Source organism: Streptomyces sp. NPDC002324 (assembly GCF_053593335.1).
In genome coordinates, this window is sequence record NZ_JBSFCF010000043.1 from 30,962 (window position 1) to 51,185 (window position 20,224).

The following is a 20,224-nucleotide window of genomic DNA, read 5'->3' on the forward strand; positions in this document are numbered from 1 at the left end:
AGGTCCCTAACTAGCCGGGCGTCAAGTAAGTTCGACGGGCTTGGCCGAGCCTTGACCGGCGCAGGCCTTCCGCGACGGCGAGGAGTACGAGGATGAGCGACCCGACAGCGGACGCGACGGGCGCGACGGACGTGACACGGATGACGACGAAACGGCAGCGCCGCGGCGACACCCGTCAGCGCATCCAGGACGTCGCCCTCGAACTCTTCGCCGAACAGGGGTACGAGAAGACCTCGTTGCGGGAGATCGCCGAACGCCTCGACGTGACGAAGGCGGCGCTCTACTACCACTTCAAGACCAAGGAAGACATCCTCATCAGTCTCTTCCAGGACCTGCAGCGGCCGATCGACGAACTGATCGAGTGGGCCGGCACCCAGCCGCGCACCCTCGACACCAAGCGCGAGATCCTGCGCCGCTACAGCGTGGCCCTGGCCGACGTGGCGCCCCTGTTCCGCTTCATGCAGGAGAACCAGGCGACGGTACGTGAGCTGAGCGTCGGGGAGTCGTTCAAGGACCGGATGATCCGCCTGATCGACACCATCAAGGAACCCGACGCCGCCCTGACCGACCAGGTCCGCTGCACGAGCGCCCTGTTCACCATGCACGCCGGCATGTTCGTCCTCCGGGACGTCGAAGGCGACCCCGAGGAGAAGCGCGAGGCGGTCCTGGAGGTCGCGATCGATCTGGTGACCCAGGCACACGCGGGCACCCAAAGCCTCTGAAAACCTGAGCAACGCTCTTGAAGGGCCCTGTATCCGGGTAAACCCTCAGTGCCTTCGGGGACCTCCCGAGCATCCGCACGAGGAGGCCCCGTGAACGCCGAGGACTACGCCCGCATGACCGACGAGGAACGCGCGGAGTTCCTCCGCGGACGCCACCATGTCGCCCTCGCCGTCACGGCTGCGGTGACGGTCGTGATGCTCGTGCTCATGGTGTTCTTCATCGACTACTACGCGGACACCCCGATGTGCGGCACGGGCCAGGACTACGGCCCGTGCTGACCCGGCACGCTCACCCGCGGTCTCAGACGGTGACACCCTTGACGCGCAGGAAGGCGACGGGGTCGACGGCCGAGCCGTAGTTGGCGGTCGTACGGATCTCGAAGTGCAGGTGCGGGCCGCTGGAGTTACCGGTGTTGCCGGAGAAGGCTATGCGCTGCCCGGTCTTGACGACCTGACCGACCTTCACGCCGACCTTCGAGAGGTGCGCGTACTGCGAGAACTGGCCGTTGGCGTGCTTGATGACGACGGCGTTGCCGTACGCGGGACCGTCACCGGCGCCGTTGCCGCCGGCCTTCACGACGGTGCCGCCGTGCGCGGCGACGACCGAGGTACCGCTCTTGACGGCGAAGTCCTGCCCGCTGTGCTTGGCGGACCACATGTTGCCGGCCTGCGCGAACCGCGCGCTCAGCTTGTAACCCTTGACCGGGCTGACCCAGGAGGCCGCCTTCTTGGCGGCGGCGGCCTGGACGGTGCCGGCGCTCGCGGCCGGAGCCCCGTCGGCGGCGGACGCGATCCCGGCCCCCAGCACACCCGAGACCCCCATCCCGACGGCCATCACGGCGGCACGGACACGGAGCTGGGACATACGGGTGCGGGGAGTGCGAACACGCTGCGACATGGAGTACCTCACGGGGAACGGAGACAGGGACTGTGCCTCGACGGACACGAATCCCACCCGGCGCACCTCTGCGGCCGCCGAACGGGACACCCCTTGGTACCCCTACGCCCCGAAACCCCCCAAACGTGGTGACCTACGACCGAACGTCGTACTCCATCAGAAATCCCCCCACTTCTTGACAGCCACCCTCAAACGCCTCCCCACCTGCACAGCACCCTCAGAAATCCCCACCACCAGACCTAAAAGTCCGTTTTGCCCTATGGGCGCCATCCACTATTCCGCGTAGTACCGACCGAACCCCGAGTGCGCCATGTCACCGACCCCGGAATCGGAAAGCCGCGAAATGTGACCCCGCCAACGCGACCCGCATCACTCGAAACCCGCATCGAGCACGGTGACACCGCTGATCAGAAACTGCGCGGGGTCGCCGGCCCCGGGAGAACGGCCCTCGTACATCGGCCGTCGGTGACGGCTGCCAGGCAGGCACAACTCAGCTCAGGGCGCGCGTCGCCCGGGGATTCGCCGCAGGATCCAGATCGTCGGCGACATCGAATCCGCCGACATCCGTTCCGCTCTCCATCCGGGCCAGGTCGAGAAAATCGTCGTACGCGACAACCGTGTCCTCAGGAATCTCGATTTCCCGGCCGAGCAGGACACGCTCAATCACCTGGACATCAGCGGCGGCACTCCTTACGTGCACGACCTGACTCCGCTCCACGAACTCCCGCTCACCCGGCTCGCCGTGAACTCCCTCCCGGCGCTGGAAAGACCGGGCGCCCTTCATCCACCAGGAGCCTCGCCCACTCCGCGAGCACTCGGCACCGCTGTCCCGCTCCGCGCGGAATCCGTCGATGAGGCGCTTCCACGGAACCCGCCGCTGGAGTACCCGCGATTCACCGGGGACGCGCTGCGGTTCACCGGGCTGCGCGGACTGCGTCATATGCGCTCGGTGAAGCGGCTGAGCCTCGCCAAGCTCCCCGAAAGACTCACTCCGGACCACTTCGAAGAGATCGCCCGACTACCGGCTCTGGAGGAATTGCGCCTGCACCGGAACGCCACGGGCTGGGCGGTGGGGCCGGTACCGCCGCACATCACCAGTCTCGCGCTCAACGCGTCACGGGCGCGGAAGACCTCTCCGGAATCCCGGAACTCCTTCCCGGCCCGCCCACCCTTCGAAGGACCCGGACCGTGCTGTTGTGGTCGAGCGGTATGAACTCCCGCATACGAAAAGGGGCTGCCCCAGGACCGAAGTCCCGGGGCAGCCCCTTCGCGCGCTCAGGCCGAGCGCAGCGGTTACGCGTCCTTGCTCAGGTTCGGGCCCGCACCGCCGGCCGCCTGCTCGATCGGCGGGACGTCCGGCAGCGCTGCCTTCTCCTCACCCCGGAAGGTGAAGGTGGCCGTCTCGCCCTCGCCCTCGGTGTCCACGACCACGATGTGGCCGGGGCGCAGCTCGCCGAAGAGGATCTTCTCGGAGAGGGTGTCCTCGACCTCGCGCTGGATGGTCCGGCGCAGCGGCCGGGCGCCCAGGACGGGGTCGTAACCCTTCTTGGACAGCAGCTCCTTGGCGGCCTGGGAGAGCTCGATGCCCATGTCCCGGTCCTTGAGGCGCTCGTCGACCTTGCCGATCATCAGGTCGACGATCTTGAGGATGTCCTCCTGCGTCAGCTGCGGGAAGACGACGACGTCGTCGACGCGGTTGAGGAACTCGGGCCGGAAGTGCTGCTTCAGCTCGTCCGAGACCTTGTTCTTCATGCGCTCGTAGTTGGTCTTCTTGTCGCCCGAGGCCGCGAAGCCCAGGTTGAAGCCCTTGGAGATGTCCCGGGTGCCGAGGTTGGTCGTCATGATGATGACCGTGTTCTTGAAGTCCACGACCCGGCCCTGGGAGTCGGTCAGGCGACCGTCCTCCAGGATCTGCAGCAGCGAGTTGAAGATGTCCGGGTGGGCCTTCTCGACCTCGTCGAAGAGGACGACGGAGAACGGCTTGCGGCGGACCTTCTCGGTCAGCTGGCCGCCCTCTTCGTAGCCCACGTAGCCGGGGGGCGAACCGAAGAGACGGGAGACCGTGTGCTTCTCGCTGAACTCCGACATGTCGAGGGAGATCAGGGCGTCCTCGTCACCGAAGAGGAACTCGGCGAGCGCCTTGGACAGCTCGGTCTTACCGACACCGGACGGGCCGGCGAAGATGAACGAACCACCGGGACGCTTCGGGTCCTTCAGACCGGCGCGCGTACGACGGATCGCCTTCGACAGCGCCTTGACGGCGTCGACCTGGCCGATGACCCGCTTGTGGAGCTCGTCCTCCATGCGCAGCAGACGCGAGGACTCCTCCTCGGTCAGCTTGAAGACCGGGATGCCGGTGGCGGTCGCGAGGACCTCGGCGATCAGCTCGCCGTCGACCTCGGCGACGACGTCCATGTCGCCGGCCTTCCACTCCTTCTCCCGCTTGGCCTTGGCGGCCAGGAGCTGCTTCTCCTTGTCGCGCAGGGAGGCGGCCTTCTCGAAGTCCTGCGAGTCGATCGCGGACTCCTTGTCGCGGCGGACGCCGGCGATCTTCTCGTCGAACTCGCGGAGGTCCGGGGGCGCGGTCATCCGGCGGATGCGCATCCTCGATCCGGCCTCGTCGATCAGGTCGATCGCCTTGTCGGGGAGGAAGCGGTCCGAGATGTACCGGTCGGCGAGCGTCGCCGCCTGCACCAGGGCCTCGTCCGTGATCGAGACGCGGTGGTGCGCCTCGTACCGGTCACGGAGGCCCTTGAGGATCTCGATGGTGTGCGGGAGCGAGGGCTCGGCGACCTGGATGGGCTGGAAGCGGCGCTCCAGGGCCGCGTCCTTCTCCAGGTGCTTGCGGTACTCGTCCAGCGTGGTGGCACCGATGGTCTGCAGCTCACCGCGGGCCAGCATCGGCTTCAGGATCGAAGCGGCGTCGATGGCGCCCTCGGCGGCACCCGCACCGACCAGCGTGTGCAGCTCGTCGATGAACAGGATGATGTCGCCGCGGGTGCGGATCTCCTTGAGGACCTTCTTCAGGCGCTCCTCGAAGTCACCGCGGTAGCGGGAGCCGGCGACCAGCGCGCCGAGGTCGAGGGTGTAGAGGTGCTTGTCCTTGAGGGTCTCGGGCACCTCGCCCTTGACGATGGCCTGCGCGAGGCCTTCGACGACGGCGGTCTTGCCGACGCCGGGCTCACCGATCAGGACCGGGTTGTTCTTGGTGCGGCGGGACAGCACCTGCATGACCCGCTCGATCTCCTTCTCGCGCCCGATGACCGGGTCGAGCTTGGACTCACGAGCGGCCTGAGTGAGGTTCCGGCCGAACTGGTCGAGGACCAGGGACGTCGAGGGGGTGCCCTCGGCGGGGCCGCCGGCGGTGGCGGTCTCCTTGCCCTGGTAACCGGAGAGCAGCTGGATGACCTGCTGCCGCACCCGGTTGAGATCTGCGCCCAGCTTGACCAGGACCTGGGCGGCGACGCCCTCGCCCTCACGGATCAGGCCGAGCAGGATGTGCTCCGTGCCGATGTAGTTGTGGCCCAGCTGAAGGGCCTCGCGGAGCGACAGCTCCAGGACCTTCTTGGCACGGGGGGTGAAGGGGATGTGCCCGGACGGGGCCTGCTGCCCCTGCCCGATGATCTCCTCCACCTGCTGGCGGACCGCCTCGAGCGAAATCCCGAGGCTCTCCAGGGCCTTAGCGGCGACACCCTCACCCTCGTGGATCAGGCCCAGGAGGATGTGCTCGGTGCCGATGTAGTTGTGGTTGAGCATCCGGGCTTCTTCCTGAGCCAGGACGACAACCCGCCGCGCGCGGTCGGTGAACCTCTCGAACATCGTTAATCGCTCCTCAGAGCGGTCAGGCAGTGAGGGGACGCTCCCCTCGCTGTCCTTCCGCAGCTTAGTCCCGCAAGCGGGGACCGCTCATTCCAACTGCCGACACCGGACCGAGAACCAACACAGCCTCCTGACCCCGAACGCCGACATCTGCTCCAACCCGATGGTGCGAGACGATGTTCCCGCAGGCCAGGCAGTTACCCCCACCATCAGTACGCCGATGGCGAACGTGAGACGGCCTTTTCTGCGTGTCGCCCCCTCCCACTAGGGATGTCTTACCCGTAGGGACTGACACTCCATGCCGGATGCACCGGTTCCCTCCGCTACGGGCGAACATCCTTGCGTCGTCACCCATCGCTGAACGCCCCCTTTCCCGGTACTCCTCGCATCCGAGTCGACACCCAGCGTAACTCCGGGCTTCTTCGCACGGTTGCTCCTGACATGACCATCGTCCCCCTTCCCCGCCGACCGCTCGACCCGAGCGGCGTCCCGGGTGCCGTCGCGCGCGATGTTCCGGGTGACGTCGCCTGCGACGCGGTGCGGCAGTGGTACGAGAACGAGCTCGGCTGGGCGACCGTGCCCGGGGCGCCCGTACACCTCATTACGGGCCTGCGCTTCGATGTGCTCGACGTGCCGGCGGAAGCGGGGGGCGCGGCGCTCAGGCATCTGGGCCCGGTGCCGGGTCCGGGCTCACCAGTGGCGCTGCGCGGCGGGCGGATGCTGCTGCTGGTCGCGGCGGGCTGCGCGGAGGAGCTGCCGGGCCTGCTGGAGTGGCTGGACTGGGGCGGCCTCGACCTGGACCTCACTGCCGTCGGAACGGGCGGTCGACTGGCGGCGCCGGCACCTCCGGGCGGGGCCGGAAGGCGGGTGGGCGGGCGCGGGGAGGCCGGTTCACAGGGGGCCGCCGAGTGGTTGCGGCCCCCCGAGCCGGGATGCGAGGTGGAACCCTCGCTGCCGAGCATGTCGGCGTTGGGGGGCGGTGGGGGTGCCCCCGACCTCGTGCGAGTGCTGGACACGGTGGCGACGCACTGCCACCGCGTCCGGCTGCGGCGCGCGAGCGCCGGGCCGTCGCAATCTCAGCCGTTGGCCTTCTCGTAGGCCTCGCGGATGGAGGCGGGGACGCGACCGCGGTCGTTGACCTCGTAGCCGTTCTCCTTCGCCCAGGCGCGGATGGCCGCGGTGTCCTGGCTGCCGCCGGCGGCCGCACGGGCCTTGCCGCGTCCGCCCGAAGCACGGCCTCCGGTACGCCGACCACCCTTGACGTAGGGGTCGAGAAGGCCGCGAAGCTTGTCCGCGTTGGCGGTCGTGAGGTCGATCTCGTAGGTCTTGCCGTCCAGCGCGAACGTCACGGTCTCGTCCGCCTCGCCGCCGTCGAGGTCGTCGACAAGAAGGACCTGAACCTTCTGTGCCACCGGATTTCCTTTCATCGGTAACTTCAGGGTCGAGGGCCTGCGGCGTGCGCCGCTGTTTCGCGTCCCCTGTTATATGCAGTACTGCAGTACGTCGGAAAGCAAACCGCTTTTCCAGGAAAAACACAAACCCCTGGGAGAGACCGGGGAGAGACCACGGAGAGGGCGGGCAGCCCCGGGAAGACCGGAAACATGCGCGTTTCGGACATAGGGCACCCGCGCAAGGCGAACCCCTGTTGAATAGGAGTCGAGGTTCCCGATGAAGCCCGGCCTTCCTTCCGGATCGGCCGACGATCACAGATGCAGAAGCATCCGGCTGTTGCCCAAGGTGTTCGGTTTCACCCGTTCGAGACCGAGGAACTCCGCGACGCCCTCGTCATAGGAACGCAGCAGCTCGGCGTAGACATCGGTGTCCACCGGAGTCTCGCCGATCTCCACGAAGCCGTGCTTCGCGAAGAACTCGACTTCGAAGGTCAGACAGAAAACCCGGCGAACACCCAGCCAGCGAGCGGTGTGGAGCAACTTCTCCAGCAACTGGTGGCCGACGCCGAGGCCCTTGGCTTCCGGGTGCACCGCGAGAGTGCGGACTTCCGCGAGGTCTTCCCACATCACGTGCAGCGCGCCGCAGCCGACGACCTCGGCGTTGTCGTCCCGTTCCGCGACCCAGAACTCCTGAAGGTCCTCGTAAAGCGTGACCGTCGCTTTGTCCAGCAGGATGCTGGACTGGACGTACGCGTCGAGGAGGCGGCGCACGTGCGGGACATCGCTGGTCCGAGCCCGCCGGACGGTGATGGCTTTTGAGGTGACTTCGGGACGCGATGCTGGCATGAGCGGACGCTATCGCCCGGGGAGATCCGGGGATTCGCCGGGGGTCCCCTGCGTTTCACCGGACGATTCGGCGGATTCGCCGGCGGTTTCAGCAGGGGTTTCGACGACCGGGGCGGCGGCGGCGACCGGTTCGGGTTTGACGGCGTCGGGGCCCTGCACGATGCGTACGGCGTCGGTGAGCGCCTGCCGCTGTTCCTCGCTCATCATCCCGAAGAAGGCGACGAGGGCCGCCGCGGGGTTGTCGCTCTGCGACCAGGCTTCGTTCATCAGTGCGGCCGCGTAGGCGGCGCGTGTGGAGACCGCCTCATATCGATAGGCCCGGCCCTCCGCCTCCCGGCGCACCCAGCCCTTCTGATGGAGATTGTCCAGAACGGTCATCACCGTGGTGTACGCGATGGACCGTTCCTTCTGGAGGTCTTCCAGGACTTCCCGAACGGTCACCGGGCGGTTCCACTTCCACACCCGCGTCATGACCGCGTCTTCGAGTTCTCCCAAGGGGCGAGGCACAGTTCCGCACAATATCCGAAGAGACCCCAACAGACAGAACAAAAAGGGCGTACGACTCGAAAAACACACGAGTCGTACGCCGAGGAGGCGTCGCGTCAGGCGCCGGTGCCCTTGGGGCCGGGGGCGTCGGCCTGGCGGGCGTTCTCCGCGCGGGCGAGGGCCGCGTCGACCGCCGCGTCCTCCTTGGCCTTGTTGGGGCCGCCCTGGGTCTTCACGATCACCCTGATGAGGGCGATGAACAGCACGGCCATCACGAAGGGGGGCAGCAGCGCGGAGACGTAGTCCATGGGCCCAGGGTAGCCAGGGCTAGACGGCGGCCAGCTGTTGGGGCGGGCTCGCGGGCGGGGCGGCCGGTTTGCGCTTGGGCGGGAAGACCTCGCCGGGGGTGGGGACGGGGCGGCGGGCCGGGCTCGGGGCGTCCGGGCGGGGCACGGGGCCCGGCTTCTCGGCGGGCTGGGCGGGACGGGACGGCCGGGCGGGCTTGGGCTCGGCGGGTTCCCCGGCGGCGCCGTACGCGCGCGTGCCGGATGGCGGCAGACCGCCGGGCAGGGCGGTGAGCCGGAGCCGGGAGCGGCCGGAGCCGGAGCGGGAGGCGGGGACGACCACCGCCGACGGTGCCGCGTGCCCCGCGAAGCGGGCGCGCACGTCCTGTTCGGCGAGCCGGCGGCAGCGCTCCAGGAGGGTCGCGGCGGTGGGGTTGCCGCGCAGCGCGCGCAGGGCGGCGAGATCGTCCGGGTCGGGGTGGTACCCGGTGTCCAGGGCCTGTGTGAGGAGGGCCGCGTAGCCCGTGACCGTGCCGGGGAGGGCGGCCCGGTAGCGGGCGAGGTCGGCCAGCAGGAAGGCCCTCAGACGGGCTTCCTCGCGGGTCGCCTCGTCGACGGACTCGGCGAGCCGGAGGCAGTCCTGCACCTCCTGCGCCGAGGCGGGGCTGGGGTTGAGGGCGAGGGCGAGGGCACGGCGGAGCACGCGAAGCTCCTCGGCGCCGAACGCCATGCCGCCGCGGGTTCCGTGGGGCGTGGGCATGCGGCGACGATACGCGCTAATCAGACAAAAGAGGGTGGATGGGGGCGTGTGGCGCGGGGGACCACCCGCCTGGGCGGACCGGGGGCGCGGTGGGGGGTAGGGGGTGGGGGGTGGTGCGGGTCCGGTGGGGCTTCTCGCGCGGCCCCGCGGGCCTGAAAGCTGGGGGCACAGCCCCTGCTTTTCAGGCCCGCGGGGAACTGCGCGACCAGCCCCCACTCACCCGCACCCGCCGACGCACCACGCCCCCACCCCGGACCGCGCCCCTCAGAGACGCGACACGTTCCGTTCGTAGACCAGCCGCAACCCGATCAGCGTCAGCCACGGCTCGTGTTCGTCGATGACGGACGACTCGCCGAGCACCATCGGCGCGAGCCCACCCGTCGCGATGACCGTCACGTCCTCGGGATCGTCGGCCAGCTCACGGACCATCCGGCTCACCACCCCGTCGACCTGGCCGGCGAACCCGTAGACGATCCCGGACTGCATCGCCTCGACCGTGTTCTTGCCGATCACACTGCGCGGCCGGGCCACCTCGATCTTGCGGAGCTGGGCGCCCTTGACGCCGAGCGCCTCGACGGAGATCTCGATGCCGGGGGCGATGACACCGCCGACGTACTCCCCGCGCGCGCTGACCGCGTCGAACGTCGTCGCCGTACCGAAGTCGACGACGACGGCCGGGCCGCCGTACAGCTCGACGGCGGCGACGGCGTTGATGATGCGGTCGGCGCCGACCTCCTTGGGGTTGTCCGTGAGGATCGGGACGCCCGTCTTGACCCCCGGCTCGACGAGGACGGCGGGGACGTCGCCGTAGTAGCGGCGGGTCACCTCGCGCAGCTCGTGCAGGACGGACGGGACGGTGGCGCAGATGGCGATGCCGTCGATGCCGTCGCCCAGTTCCTCGCCGAGGAGCGGGTGCATGCCCATGAGGCCCTGGAGGAGGACCGCCAGTTCGTCGGCGGTGCGGCGCGCGTCGGTGGAGATGCGCCAGTGTTCGACGATGTCCTCGCCGTCGAACAGACCGAGGACGGTGTGGGTGTTGCCCACGTCGATCGTCAGCAGCATGACCCGTCCCCGCCCTACTCGGCCGCGCGCAGGTCGAGGCCGATGTCCAGGATCGGGGCCGAGTGGGTCAGGGCTCCGACGGCCAGGAAGTCGACGCCGGTGTCCGCGTACGCCTTCGCGTTGGTGAGGGTCAGGCGGCCCGAGGCCTCCAGCAGGGCGCGGCCGTCGACGAGCGCCACGGCCTCCTCGCACTCGATCGGCGTGAAGTTGTCGAGGAGGATCAGGTCGGCGCCCGCGTCGATGACCTCGCGCAACTGGTGGAGGGTGTCGACCTCGACCTCGATGGGCACCTCGGGGAACATCGCGCGCACGGCCTCGAAGGCCTGGGCGACACCGCCGGCGGCGACCACGTGGTTGTCCTTGACGAGGGCCGCGTCCGAGAGGGACATGCGGTGGTTGACCCCGCCGCCGCAGCGGACCGCGAACTTCTCCAGGGAGCGCAGCCCCGGCGTCGTCTTGCGGGTGTCGCGCACCTTCGCCTTCGTGCCCTCCAGGGTGTCCGCCCACGCGCGCGTGGCGGTGGCGATGCCGGAGAGGCGGCACAGCAGGTTCAGCGCGCTGCGCTCGGCGGTGAGGAGGTCGCGGGTGGCGCCGGTGACGCTGAGCAGCTTCTGGCCGGCCTCGACGCGGTCGCCGTCGTCGACGTGCCGCTCGACCTCGAACTCGTCCGTGCAGGCCACCGAGAGGACCGCCTCGGCGATCCTGAGGCCCGCCACGACGCCGCCCTCGCGGGCGGTGAAGTCGGCGGTGGCGCGGGCGTCCTCGGGGATGGTCGCGACCGTGGTGACGTCCACACCGTGGTCGAGGTCCTCCTGGATCGCGACGTTGGCGATGTCCTCGACCTCCACGGGGTCGAGCCCGGCGTCGGCCAGGAGCTGGGCGAGCGCGGGGTCGAGCCCGCACTCCAGGTACTCCTCTTCGGCCGACCCGTCGGCGGCGCCACAGGCGCAGCCGTCGCCGCAGCCGCCGCCGGAGGCGAGGGGAAGTTCGGGGGTGCTCACGTCTGTCACTGCTCCTGGTGATGCGGCCGGGTCGGGGGGAAGTCTGCGGTATCGGTGGTGTGTACGGCGAGGGTCCGGTCCGGATTCAGCCGTACGACGATGTGGCGGCGCCAGGCGGCGTCGTCGCGCTCGGCGCGGTCCTCGCGCCAGTGGCAGCCGCGGGTCTCCTCGCGCAGCCGGGCGGCGGCGACCAGGACGCGGGCCACGCACAGGAGGTTGGTGGTCTCCCAGGTGTCGACGCCGGGCTCGGCCGTCTTGCCGTTCTCGGCGAGGGTGTCGCGGGCCTGCGCGTGCAGCCGGTCCAGGGCCGCCGCGGCGGTCGCGAGGGAGGTCGCGGAGCGCAGGACGCCGGCGCCCTCGGTCATGGTCCGCTGGATCGCGAAGCGGATCTCCGGTTCGAGCAGCGGGTGCGCGGGCTTCTCGGCGTACGGGACGGGCTGGGGCACGCGCGCGTGGAGGTCGTCGTCGGCGTGGGCTGCGGCGATGTCGGCGACGATGCGCTCGGCGTAGACCAGGCCCTCCAGGAGGGAGTTCGAGGCGAGCCGGTTGGCGCCGTGGACGCCGGTGCAGGCGACCTCGCCGCAGGCGTAGAGGCCGGGGACGGTGGTGCGGCCGTGGGAGTCGGTGCGCACCCCGCCGGAGGCGTAGTGGGCGGCCGGGGCGACCGGGATGGGCTCGGTGACGGGGTCGAGTCCGTGGGCGCGGCAGGCGGCCAGGATCGTCGGGAAGCGGTGCTCCCACATGGCGGCGCCGAAGTGCCGGGCGTCGAGGTACATGTGTTCGGCGCCCTGCTCCTGCATGCGGCGCATGATGCCCTTGGCGACGATGTCGCGGGGCGCCAGTTCGGCCAGCTCGTGCTGGCCGAGCATGAAGCGGACGCCGTCGGCGTCGACCAGGTGGGCGCCCTCGCCGCGTACCGCCTCGGAGACGAGGGGCTGCTGGCCCTCCGCGTCCGCGCCCAGGAAGAGCACGGTCGGGTGGAACTGGACGAATTCGAGGTCGGAGACCTCGGCGCCGGCCCGGAGCGCGAGCGCGACGCCGTCGCCGGTGGACACCGACGGGTTGGTCGTCGCCGAGAAGACCTGGCCCATGCCGCCCGTCGCGAGGACGACCGCCGGGGCGTGCACGGCTCCCACGCCGTCGTGCTGGCCCTCGCCCATGACGTGCAGGGTGACACCGGCGGTGCGGCCGTCCGCGTCCAGCAGGAGGTCCAGGACGAGCGCGTTCTCGACCGTGCGCAGTCCCCGCGCGCGGACCGCCTCGACGAGTGCCCGGGAGATCTCGGCGCCGGTCGCGTCGCCGCCCGCGTGGGCGATGCGCCGGCGGTGGTGGCCGCCCTCGCGGGTCAGCTCCAGTCCGCCCTCCTCCGACTCGTCGAAGTGGGCGCCGGTCGCGATCAGGCGGCGTACGGCGTCGGGGCCCTCGGTGACGAGGAGCCGTACCGCCTCCTCGTCGCACAGGCCCGCGCCGGCCACCAGGGTGTCGTCCTGGTGCTGTTCGGGGGTGTCGCCCTCGCCGAGGGCGGCGGCGATGCCGCCCTGGGCCCAGCGGGTGGAGCCGTCGTCGAGGCGGGCCTTGGTGACGACGACCGTGCTGAGGCCGGCGGCCTCGCAGCGCAGCGCGGCGGTGAGGCCGGCGACGCCCGAGCCGACGACCACGACGTCGGCGTCGACGGACCAGCCCGGGGCCGGCGCGTGCAGTCGTATGCCTGTGCTGGTCACGAGGCGGCTCCGAAGGTCAGGGGGATGTTGTCGATCAGCCGGGTCGTCCCCACCCGGGCCGCGACGGCGAGGACGGCCTCGCCGGTGAAGTCGTCGGGGATGTCGGTGAAGTCGGACGGGTCGACCAGGGCCAGGTAGTCCAGGGCGAGCGGCGGCTTCATGCGCAGGGCCTCGTCGAGGACCAGGCGCGCGGCGGCGCGGACGGCGGCCGGGCCGCCGGGGGTGGACTTGGCCATGGCGTGCGCGTCGGCGGCCGCGCGGGACTCGCCGATCGCGCTCAGCGCCTCGGCACGCGCGCGCGTGGCGGGCACCTCGCGGGCCCGCGCACGCAGCGCCTCCTGCGCGGCGTGCCGGTCACGGCCCGCGAACAGCGCCTGGGAGAGCGCGAGGGCGGTGCGGCGCTCCTCGGTGGACAGATACCGGTTGCGGCTGGACAGGGCCAGGCCGTCGTCCTCCCGGACGGTCGGCACGCCCACGATGTCCATGCCGAAGTTCAGGTCGCGGACCATGCGGCGGATCAGGGCGAGCTGCTGGGCGTCCTTCTGGCCGTAGAGCGCCACGTCGGGGCGGGTGAGGTGCAGCAGCTTGGCGACGACGGTGAGCATGCCGTCGAAGTGGCCGGGGCGGGCGGCGCCCTCCAGGCGCTCCCCCATGGGACCCGCGGTGATCCGGACCTGGGGTTCGCCGCCCGGGTAGACCTCGTCCACGGCCGGGGCGAACACCACGTCGGCGCCCGCGGCCTCGGCGAGCTCGACGTCGGCGTCCAGGGTGCGCGGATAGCGGTCGAGGTCCTCGCCGGCGCCGAACTGGAGGGGGTTCACGAAGACCGTCACGACGACCTCGCCCGTGCCGCCCGCCAACTCGCGCGCGGTGCGGATCAGGGTGGCGTGGCCCTCGTGCAGGGCGCCCATGGTCATCACGACGGCCCGGCGTCCCGCACGCGCGCGTGCGTGCAGTTCGGCGGCGGTGCGCAGCACGGTGGTGGTCATCGGGTCTCCCCTTCGGTCCCGTCGGTCCCGTCGGTGCCACCCGCTCCGGCGGTGCCTTCCGTCGTGCCCGCGAGCACGCCGAGGAGGTCCTCGGCCAGTTCCGGCTTGAGCAGGCCGTGGGCGAGGGCGCGGTCGGCGGTCGCGCGGGCCATCGCCAGATACCCGGCGACGGTGGCCGGGGCGTGCGCGCGCAGCTCGGCGACGTGCGCGGCGACCGTGCCGGCGTCCCCGCGCGCGACGGGGCCGGTGAGCGCCGCGTCGCCCGACCTGAGCGCGTTGTCCAGGGCGGCGCCGAGCAGGGGGCCGAGCATGCGGTCGGGGGCGGTGACACCGGCCGTGCGCAGCAGCTCCATGGACTGGGCGACCAGGGTGACCAGGTGGTTGGCGCCCAGGGCGAGGGCCGCGTGGTAGAGCGGGCGGCTCTCCTCGGCGATCCACTCGGGCTCGCCGCCCATCTCGATCACCAGCGCCTCGGCGGCCATCCGCAGCTCGTCCGGGGCCGTGACCCCGAAGGAGCACCCCGCGAGCCGCTGCACGTCCACCGCGGTCCCCGTGAACGTCATCGCGGGGTGCAGGGCCAGTGGCAGTGCGCCGGCCCTGAGGGCGGGGTCCAGGACCTTCGCGCCGTACCGGCCGGAGGTGTGCACGAGGAGCTGCCCGGGGCGTACGGAGCCGGTCTCGGCGAGGCCCTCGACCAGCCCCGGCAGGGCGTCGTCGGGGACGGTCAGCAGTACCAGGTCCGCGTGGCGCAGCACGTCGGCGGGGGGCATCAGCGGGACGTCGGGCAGCAGTTCGGCCGCGCGGCGCCGGGAGGCGTCGGAGACGCCGGAGACGGCCACCGGACGGTGCCCCGCCAACTGGAGCGACGCCGCCAGCGCGGGACCGACGCGGCCGGCGCCGACCACCCCGACGGCGAGCCGCGCGGGGCGGTGCTTCGGCTCTGGTTGCTCGAATGTACTCACGCGGTGGTGGCCTTCCCGTTCCAGTCCGCTCTGGGTACCGGACGATTTCTCGTCATGTTAACGCGATTGGTTCGAGAGGCGTTCGGTTGTCCACAGGCTGTGGGTGGCCGCCGGCCGTTTCCGCAGGTCACGCCCGAGGGTCCGGATGCGCGGGAAGCGGCGTGAAAAACGGGTGCCGCGGCGGCCGGGCCCGGGGGATGATCCCGGGATGAGCGATACGGCGGACACCACAGGGCAGGAGGCGGCCGCCGAGGAGTCCCCGGCCGCGCAGCGGTACAAGCGGCGGCAGGCCGCCCATCGGGCGGCCGAGCGGGTGCTGTCGCGGACGAGTGCGCTGGCCACGCTCCGGGAGCGGCTCGCTCTGCTGGACACCGCCGGTGACGTGTACGACCTGGACGAGACGGCGGACATGTACGGCAACGGGGTCGTCGAGGCCCTGGAGAGGCGGACCGCCGCGCTGCTCGGCATGGAGGCCGCCGCGTTCTTCCCGACCGGCACGATGGCCCAGCAGGTGGCGCTGCGCTGCTGGGCGGCCCGCACCGGGAACCCGGCCGTCGCCCTGCACGGGCTCGCCCACCCCGAGATGTACGAGCGGCATGCGTTCAGCCAGGTCAGCGGGTTGCGCCCGGTACGGCTGACGAGCGAGTCACGGCTGCCGACCGCCGACGACGTACGCGGTCTCGACGAGCCCTTCGGGGCGCTGATGCTCGAACTCCCGCTCAGGGAGGCCGGTTTCGTGCTCCCCTCCTGGGAGGAGCTGGAGGAGGTCACCGAGGCGGCCCGCGAACGGGACGCGGTGGTCCACTTGGACGGGGCCCGCCTGTGGGAGTCCGCGACCCACTTCGGCCGCCCGGTGGACGAGATCGCGGCCCTCGCCGACAGCGTCTACGTGTCGTACTACAAGTCCCTCGGCGCCTACGGCGGTGCCGCGATCGCCGGCCCCCGGACCCTGGTCGACGAGGCGAAGGCCTGGCGGCACCGGTACGGCGGACAGGTCTTCCAGCAGTTCCCCACCGCGCTGTCGGCTCTCGTAGGCCTGGAGCGCGAGCTGCCCCGGCTGCCGGAGTACGTCCGTCACGCGCGCGTGGTCGCCGCCGCGCTGCGCGAGGGGTTCGCGGCGGCGGGCGTGCCCTGGGCCCGTGTGCACCCCGAGGAGCCCCATACCAACGAATTCCAGGTCTGGCTGCCGTACGAGGTCGACGTCGTCGCGGAGGCCGCCGTCCGGCAGGGCGAGCAGACGGGCGCGCTGCTCTTCGCCCGGCCCTGGGACCAGGGCGGGCCGGGACTGGCGGTCACCGAGATCGAGGTGCGCTCCGCCGCCCTGGAGTGGACGGCGGCGGACGTGAGCAGGGCCGTGGCGGACTTCGTGGCGCTGGTGGGGAAGGTCTCGGGCGAGTAGCCCGGCGTCACCGGAACTCGTCGGTACCGGGACTCGTCGGTACCGGGACTCGTCGGTACCGGGACCGTCAGTCGAACCGGATGTGCCGTGCGCCGATCGCCGCCTGTCGCAGCCGGGTCCGCAGGGCGCTGTCGTGGTTCGGCGTGAGCCGGAGGCCGGCCGAGGCGGCGATGCGGTCGGCGACCTCCGGGACGGTCATGTGGTCGGTCCACAGGTGCTCGGCGAACTCCGGTTCCCGCAGCCGCTCCAGGCAGTGGTCGAGCCGTCCGACCGCCCAACTCTCCCTGCGCAGCCGGGCGTCCTTCCCGGCGACGTACCCCAGGAGGTGCCCGAAACCGCGTTCCCGGAGCCGCTTCAGCACGGTGCCCCGCCGGGCGAGGAGCGTGAAGTGGCGGACATCGTGGCCGAGTTCGCGCAGGCGGCCGACGGTTTCCGTGAAGTGGGCGGGGTCGGTGACCGTCATGGGGGCGATCACCACGCCGCCGCGCCGGGTGAGGGCGAGGTCCAGGACCTCGACCACGCCCTGCCGCCAGGCGGCCAGCTCCCTGAAGTCCGCCCGCAGTTCGGGCGGCAGCATCCGGTGGAGACCGAAGCCGACGTGCTCGGGATCGCAGATCACGCTGCCCGGCAGCCGTCGCCCGATCTCGTACGCGGTCTGGGTCTTCCCGCCCCCGAACGGGCCGTTGATCCACAGCAGCACGAGCGTGCCCCGGCGCCGGTCAGCCCTGGCCGCCCGCTCGTACCAGCCCCGTCTCGTAGGCCAGGACGACCACCTGGACGCGGTCGCGGAGGCCGAGCTTGGTGAGGATGCGGCCGACGTGGGTCTTGACCGTGGCCTCGGACAGGACGAGGCGGGCGGCGATCTCGCCGTTGGACAGCCCCTGGGCGACGAGGATCATGACCTCGCGTTCGCGCTCGGTGAGCCGCTCCAGCTCCTTGTGCCGGGGTTCCGAGCCGGTGCTCGGCAGCATCGGGGCGAACCGGTCGAGCAGGCGCCGCGTGGTGGAGGGGGCGACGACCGCGTCGCCGCTGTGCACGGCACGGATCGCGGCGAGCAGCTCGCCGGGCGGCACGTCCTTGAGCATGAAGCCGGAGGCCCCGGCCTTCAGCCCGGAGAAGGCGTACTCGTCGAGGTCGAAGGTGGTCAGGATGAGCACCTTCGGCGGGTTCGGCTCGGCGCAGATGCGGCGGGTGGCCTCGACGCCGTCCAGCTTCGGCATGCGGACGTCCATCAGGACGACGTCCACCTCGGTCGCCCGGACGACCTGCAGGGCCTCGACGCCGTCGCCCGCCTCCGCCACGACCTCCATGTCCGGCTGGGCCGCCAGCACCATCCGGAAACCGGTGCGCAGCAGCACCTGGTCGTCGACGAGCATCACGCGGATCGCCATCGGGTCCTCTTCCGTGTCTCTACAAGGGGTCTGAAGGAGCGGGGGTGCGTCAGCGGGCGTGCGGGTCACCGGTGTCGGCGGGTGGCACGGCCGGGTCAGTGTGCGGGCTTCAGGGGCAGCAGGGCGCTGATCCGGAAGCCGCCGCCGGGGCGGGGGCCCGCGTCCAGCGTGCCGCCGACCATACCGACGCGCTCACGCATCCCGATGAGGCCGTGCCCCTGTCCGTCGGCGCCGCCCTCCTCGTACAGCTCGTGGGGCGCTCCCTTGCCGTCGTCCTCGACGAGCAGCCCGAGGCCGTCGTCGAAGTAGACCAGCCGGACACTCGCGCCGGTGTTCGGGCCACCGTGCTTGCGGGTGTTGGTGAGGGCCTCCTGGACGATGCGGTACGCCGTCAGCTCCACCCCGCTGGGCAGCGGGCGCGGGGTGCCCTCGATCTTGAAGTCGACGGGCAGACCGGCCACCCGGCACTGCTCGACCAGGTCGTCGATCTGCTCCACGTCGGGCTGCGGGACGTACTCGCCGACCTCCTTGTGCTCGCCGGTGCGCAGCACGCCGAGCAGGCGGCGCATCTCGGCGAGGGCCTGGCGGCCGGTGGAGGAGATGGTCTCCAGGGCCTTCTTCGCCTGGTCGGGGGCCGCGTCGATGACGTATGCGGCGCCGTCGGCCTGCACGACCATGACGGAGACGTTGTGCGCGACGACGTCGTGCAGTTCGCGGGCGATCCGGGCGCGCTCGGCGGCGACCGCGACCTTGGCCTGGGCCTCGCGTTCCTTCTCCAGCCGGGCGGCACGCTCCTCCAGCTGCGCGAAGTACGCGCGTCGGGTGCGCAGGGAGTCGCCGAGCACCCAGGCCAGGGCGAACGGCACGGTCAGGACCACCGCGAGCACCGCGTTCCCCAGCGTGCTCGTCTGCTGCTCGGTCCAGCGCAGCTGCGCCAGGGACGCCGCGCAGAGGCCGCCGCCCAGGGCGAACCAGGAGGCCCAGCGCGCGCCGTCCGCCGCGACCGTGTAGATGACCACGAGCATCGCGAAGTCGGCCGGGATTCTCGGCACCCCGACGATCAGCTGTGCGATACCCGCCGCGGCGGCCAGCACGAGCATCTTCTCGGGCATGCGGCGTCGCAGGGCGATCGAGAGGCAGAGCGCGCACGTGATCACCGCGAACGCGGGCCCGTTCGCGTCGTTCGCGTAGACCGGATCGATCGGTCCGCTCGCCAGGCTCATCCCGAGCAGGACGACGGCCCAGAAGCTGTCGACCCATGTCGGGTGCCGGCGGAGGAAGTCATAGAGGCGCTGCACGTAACCCAGCGTAGGGAAGGGGGCGGTGTGCAAGGGTCAACCGGAGGACCGATCCGTGACCGGGGCACGTACTCCCCAAGGTGGAGGCCGTGTTACCCGTTCCGCTTAGCCTGACGTGATGAGCGATCGTCCCGCGCGACCGGACACGTCACGGCCCCGCGCCCCGGAAGGGGCGGGGCCCTGGCGCGGTTGGCGCGCCGCGGCCGAGCAGGCCCTGTACGGGCCCCGCGGCTTCTACCGGCGTCCGGAAGGGCCCGCCGGGCACTTCCGGACCTCCGTGCACGCCTCCCCGCTCTACGCCGCCGCCGTGGCGCGACTGCTGTGCCGGGTGGACGAGGCGCTGGGGCGCCCCGGCGAGCTGGGGTTCGTGGACATGGGAGCCGGGCGGGGGGAGCTGGTGGGCGGGGTGCTGGCCGCGCTGCCCGCAGAGGTGGCGTCCCGCACGCGCGCGTACGCCGTGGAACTGGCCGGGCGGCCACACGGTCTCGATCATCGCATCGAGTGGCTCGCGCGGCCGCCGGCGGGGATCACCGGGCTGCTGTTCGCCAACGAGTGGCTGGACAACGTGCCCGTGGACGTGGTCGAGGTGGACGCGGCCGGCACGGCCCGGCTGGTGCTCGTGGGGGAGGACGGGAGCGAGCTGCTCGGGCAGCCCGTGGGCGGGGAGGCTGCGCGGTGGCTGGACCGGTGGTGGCCGCTGGAGCCGGAGGAGGGGCTGCGGGCGGAGGTCGGGCTGCCGAGGGACCGGGCGTGGGCCGCCGCCGTGGCGGGTGTCGGGCGGGGGCTGGCCGTCGCCGTCGACTACGCGCACCTGGCCGGCTCCCGGCCGCCCTTCGGCACGCTCACGGGGTTCCGGGAGGGGCGGGAGACCGCGCCGGTCCCGGACGGGTCGTGCGACCTCACCGCGCACGTGGCGCTGGACGCGTGCGCGCTGCCGGGGGCCCGCCTGCTCACCCAGCGGGAGGCCCTGCGCGGCCTCGGGGTCACCGCCGGGCGCCCGCCGCTCTCCCTCGCGACCACCGATCCGGCCGCGTACGTACGGGCCCTCGCGGGCGCGGGTGAGGCCGCCGAGCTGACCGCGCACGGCGGACTGGGCGACTTCGGCTGGCTGGTGCAGTCGGTCGGCATCGCGGACCCTCTCCGTCGCGACCAGGTCGGCTGATCCGCCCGCCTGCCCGCCTGCCCGCCTGCCCTC

Annotated in this window: 21 protein-coding genes; 5 read left to right on the plus strand and 16 right to left on the minus strand. The window is 71.5% G+C overall.

What is annotated here, in order from left to right:
- Window positions 1-92: 92 nt before the first annotated feature.
- Both ACWCRJ_RS37190 and ACWCRJ_RS37195 read left to right on the plus strand, forming a co-directional pair.
- Entirely contained in the window at window positions 93-722 is a 630-nt protein-coding gene (locus ACWCRJ_RS37190) for a TetR/AcrR family transcriptional regulator (RefSeq protein ID WP_450943429.1), read from the plus strand.
- A gap of 90 nt (window positions 723-812) precedes the next feature.
- Window positions 813-1,001 carry a hypothetical protein gene (locus ACWCRJ_RS37195; protein ID WP_005475753.1) on the plus strand — a complete coding sequence of 63 codons (189 nt, stop codon included), beginning with the start codon at window positions 813-815 and terminating at the stop codon, window positions 999-1,001.
- A 22-nt stretch (window positions 1,002-1,023) separates the two neighbouring features.
- Here ACWCRJ_RS37195 and ACWCRJ_RS37200 read toward each other — a convergent pair whose 3' ends face one another.
- The 3 genes from ACWCRJ_RS37200 to ACWCRJ_RS37210 form a co-directional block, all read right to left on the minus strand.
- Entirely contained in the window at window positions 1,024-1,620 is a 597-nt protein-coding gene (locus ACWCRJ_RS37200; RefSeq protein ID WP_450943430.1) for a M23 family metallopeptidase, read from the minus strand.
- 490 nt (window positions 1,621-2,110) lie between these two features.
- Window positions 2,111-2,560, minus strand: coding sequence for a hypothetical protein (locus ACWCRJ_RS37205; RefSeq protein ID WP_450943431.1), 450 nt, complete (start codon window positions 2,558-2,560; stop codon window positions 2,111-2,113).
- A 353-nt stretch (window positions 2,561-2,913) separates the two neighbouring features.
- The gene (locus ACWCRJ_RS37210; protein WP_450943432.1) at window positions 2,914-5,439 is read right to left on the minus strand and encodes an ATP-dependent Clp protease ATP-binding subunit; all 2,526 of its coding nucleotides are present in this window, start codon (window positions 5,437-5,439) and stop codon (window positions 2,914-2,916) included.
- A 441-nt stretch (window positions 5,440-5,880) separates the two neighbouring features.
- Between ACWCRJ_RS37210 and ACWCRJ_RS37215 the strand changes: the two genes are divergently transcribed.
- Window positions 5,881-6,537: an SCO3374 family protein gene (locus ACWCRJ_RS37215; RefSeq protein WP_450943433.1), complete on the plus strand. Its 657-nt coding sequence runs from the start codon at window positions 5,881-5,883 to the stop codon at window positions 6,535-6,537.
- Here the strand turns inward: ACWCRJ_RS37215 and ACWCRJ_RS37220 are convergent.
- The 10 genes from ACWCRJ_RS37220 to ACWCRJ_RS37265 form a co-directional block, all read right to left on the minus strand.
- Window positions 6,516-6,851, minus strand: coding sequence for a histone-like nucleoid-structuring protein Lsr2 (locus ACWCRJ_RS37220; RefSeq protein ID WP_129799481.1), 336 nt, complete (start codon window positions 6,849-6,851; stop codon window positions 6,516-6,518). The two genes, ACWCRJ_RS37215 and ACWCRJ_RS37220, sit on opposite strands and share 22 nt — an antisense overlap.
- A 291-nt stretch (window positions 6,852-7,142) precedes the next feature.
- On the minus strand, window positions 7,143-7,676 hold the full coding sequence (locus ACWCRJ_RS37225) for an amino-acid N-acetyltransferase (RefSeq protein WP_005475760.1): 534 nt from the start codon (window positions 7,674-7,676) through the stop codon (window positions 7,143-7,145).
- A 9-nt stretch (window positions 7,677-7,685) separates the two neighbouring features.
- On the minus strand, window positions 7,686-8,171 hold the full coding sequence (locus ACWCRJ_RS37230; protein ID WP_450943434.1) for a BlaI/MecI/CopY family transcriptional regulator: 486 nt from the start codon (window positions 8,169-8,171) through the stop codon (window positions 7,686-7,688).
- A gap of 107 nt (window positions 8,172-8,278) precedes the next feature.
- Window positions 8,279-8,470 carry a hypothetical protein gene (locus ACWCRJ_RS37235; protein WP_450943435.1) on the minus strand — a complete coding sequence of 64 codons (192 nt, stop codon included), beginning with the start codon at window positions 8,468-8,470 and terminating at the stop codon, window positions 8,279-8,281.
- Window positions 8,471-8,489: 19 nt separating this feature from the next.
- A complete protein-coding gene (locus tag ACWCRJ_RS37240) occupies window positions 8,490-9,176 on the minus strand; it encodes a hypothetical protein (protein ID WP_450943463.1) in 687 nt (228 codons plus the stop codon).
- 294 nt (window positions 9,177-9,470) lie between these two features.
- A complete protein-coding gene (locus tag ACWCRJ_RS37245) occupies window positions 9,471-10,268 on the minus strand; it encodes a type III pantothenate kinase (protein WP_037702429.1) in 798 nt (265 codons plus the stop codon).
- A gap of 14 nt (window positions 10,269-10,282) precedes the next feature.
- Window positions 10,283-11,269, minus strand: a complete 987-nt coding sequence (gene nadC / locus ACWCRJ_RS37250) for a carboxylating nicotinate-nucleotide diphosphorylase (protein ID WP_450943436.1) — start codon at window positions 11,267-11,269, stop codon at window positions 10,283-10,285.
- A gap of 5 nt (window positions 11,270-11,274) precedes the next feature.
- A complete protein-coding gene (locus tag ACWCRJ_RS37255) occupies window positions 11,275-12,990 on the minus strand; it encodes an L-aspartate oxidase (RefSeq protein WP_450943437.1) in 1,716 nt (571 codons plus the stop codon).
- The gene (gene panC / locus ACWCRJ_RS37260) at window positions 12,987-13,979 is read right to left on the minus strand and encodes a pantoate--beta-alanine ligase (RefSeq protein WP_450943438.1); all 993 of its coding nucleotides are present in this window, start codon (window positions 13,977-13,979) and stop codon (window positions 12,987-12,989) included. Before panC ends, ACWCRJ_RS37255 begins: the two co-directional genes overlap by 4 nt.
- Window positions 13,976-14,941 carry a Rossmann-like and DUF2520 domain-containing protein gene (locus tag ACWCRJ_RS37265; RefSeq protein ID WP_450943439.1) on the minus strand — a complete coding sequence of 322 codons (966 nt, stop codon included), beginning with the start codon at window positions 14,939-14,941 and terminating at the stop codon, window positions 13,976-13,978. Before ACWCRJ_RS37265 ends, panC begins: the two co-directional genes overlap by 4 nt.
- Before the next feature lie 208 nt (window positions 14,942-15,149).
- On the opposite strand from ACWCRJ_RS37265, the gene ACWCRJ_RS37270 reads away from it, so the two are divergent.
- Window positions 15,150-16,340, plus strand: a complete 1,191-nt coding sequence (locus ACWCRJ_RS37270; RefSeq protein ID WP_450943440.1) for a threonine aldolase family protein — start codon at window positions 15,150-15,152, stop codon at window positions 16,338-16,340.
- A gap of 67 nt (window positions 16,341-16,407) precedes the next feature.
- Here ACWCRJ_RS37270 and ACWCRJ_RS37275 read toward each other — a convergent pair whose 3' ends face one another.
- The 3 genes from ACWCRJ_RS37275 to ACWCRJ_RS37285 form a co-directional block, all read right to left on the minus strand.
- Window positions 16,408-17,040, minus strand: coding sequence for an AAA family ATPase (locus tag ACWCRJ_RS37275; protein ID WP_450943441.1), 633 nt, complete (start codon window positions 17,038-17,040; stop codon window positions 16,408-16,410).
- Window positions 17,041-17,059: 19 nt separating this feature from the next.
- Complete coding sequence (locus tag ACWCRJ_RS37280; protein WP_450943442.1) at window positions 17,060-17,731, minus strand: response regulator; 672 nt, start codon at window positions 17,729-17,731, stop codon at window positions 17,060-17,062.
- A 95-nt stretch (window positions 17,732-17,826) separates the two neighbouring features.
- Window positions 17,827-19,029, minus strand: a complete 1,203-nt coding sequence (locus ACWCRJ_RS37285; RefSeq protein WP_450943443.1) for a sensor histidine kinase — start codon at window positions 19,027-19,029, stop codon at window positions 17,827-17,829.
- Between the two features lie 118 nt (window positions 19,030-19,147).
- Here ACWCRJ_RS37285 and ACWCRJ_RS37290 point away from each other — a divergent pair, with 118 nt between their 5' ends.
- On the plus strand, window positions 19,148-20,191 hold the full coding sequence (locus tag ACWCRJ_RS37290) for an SAM-dependent methyltransferase (RefSeq protein ID WP_450943444.1): 1,044 nt from the start codon (window positions 19,148-19,150) through the stop codon (window positions 20,189-20,191).
- Window positions 20,192-20,224 lie beyond the last annotated feature (33 nt).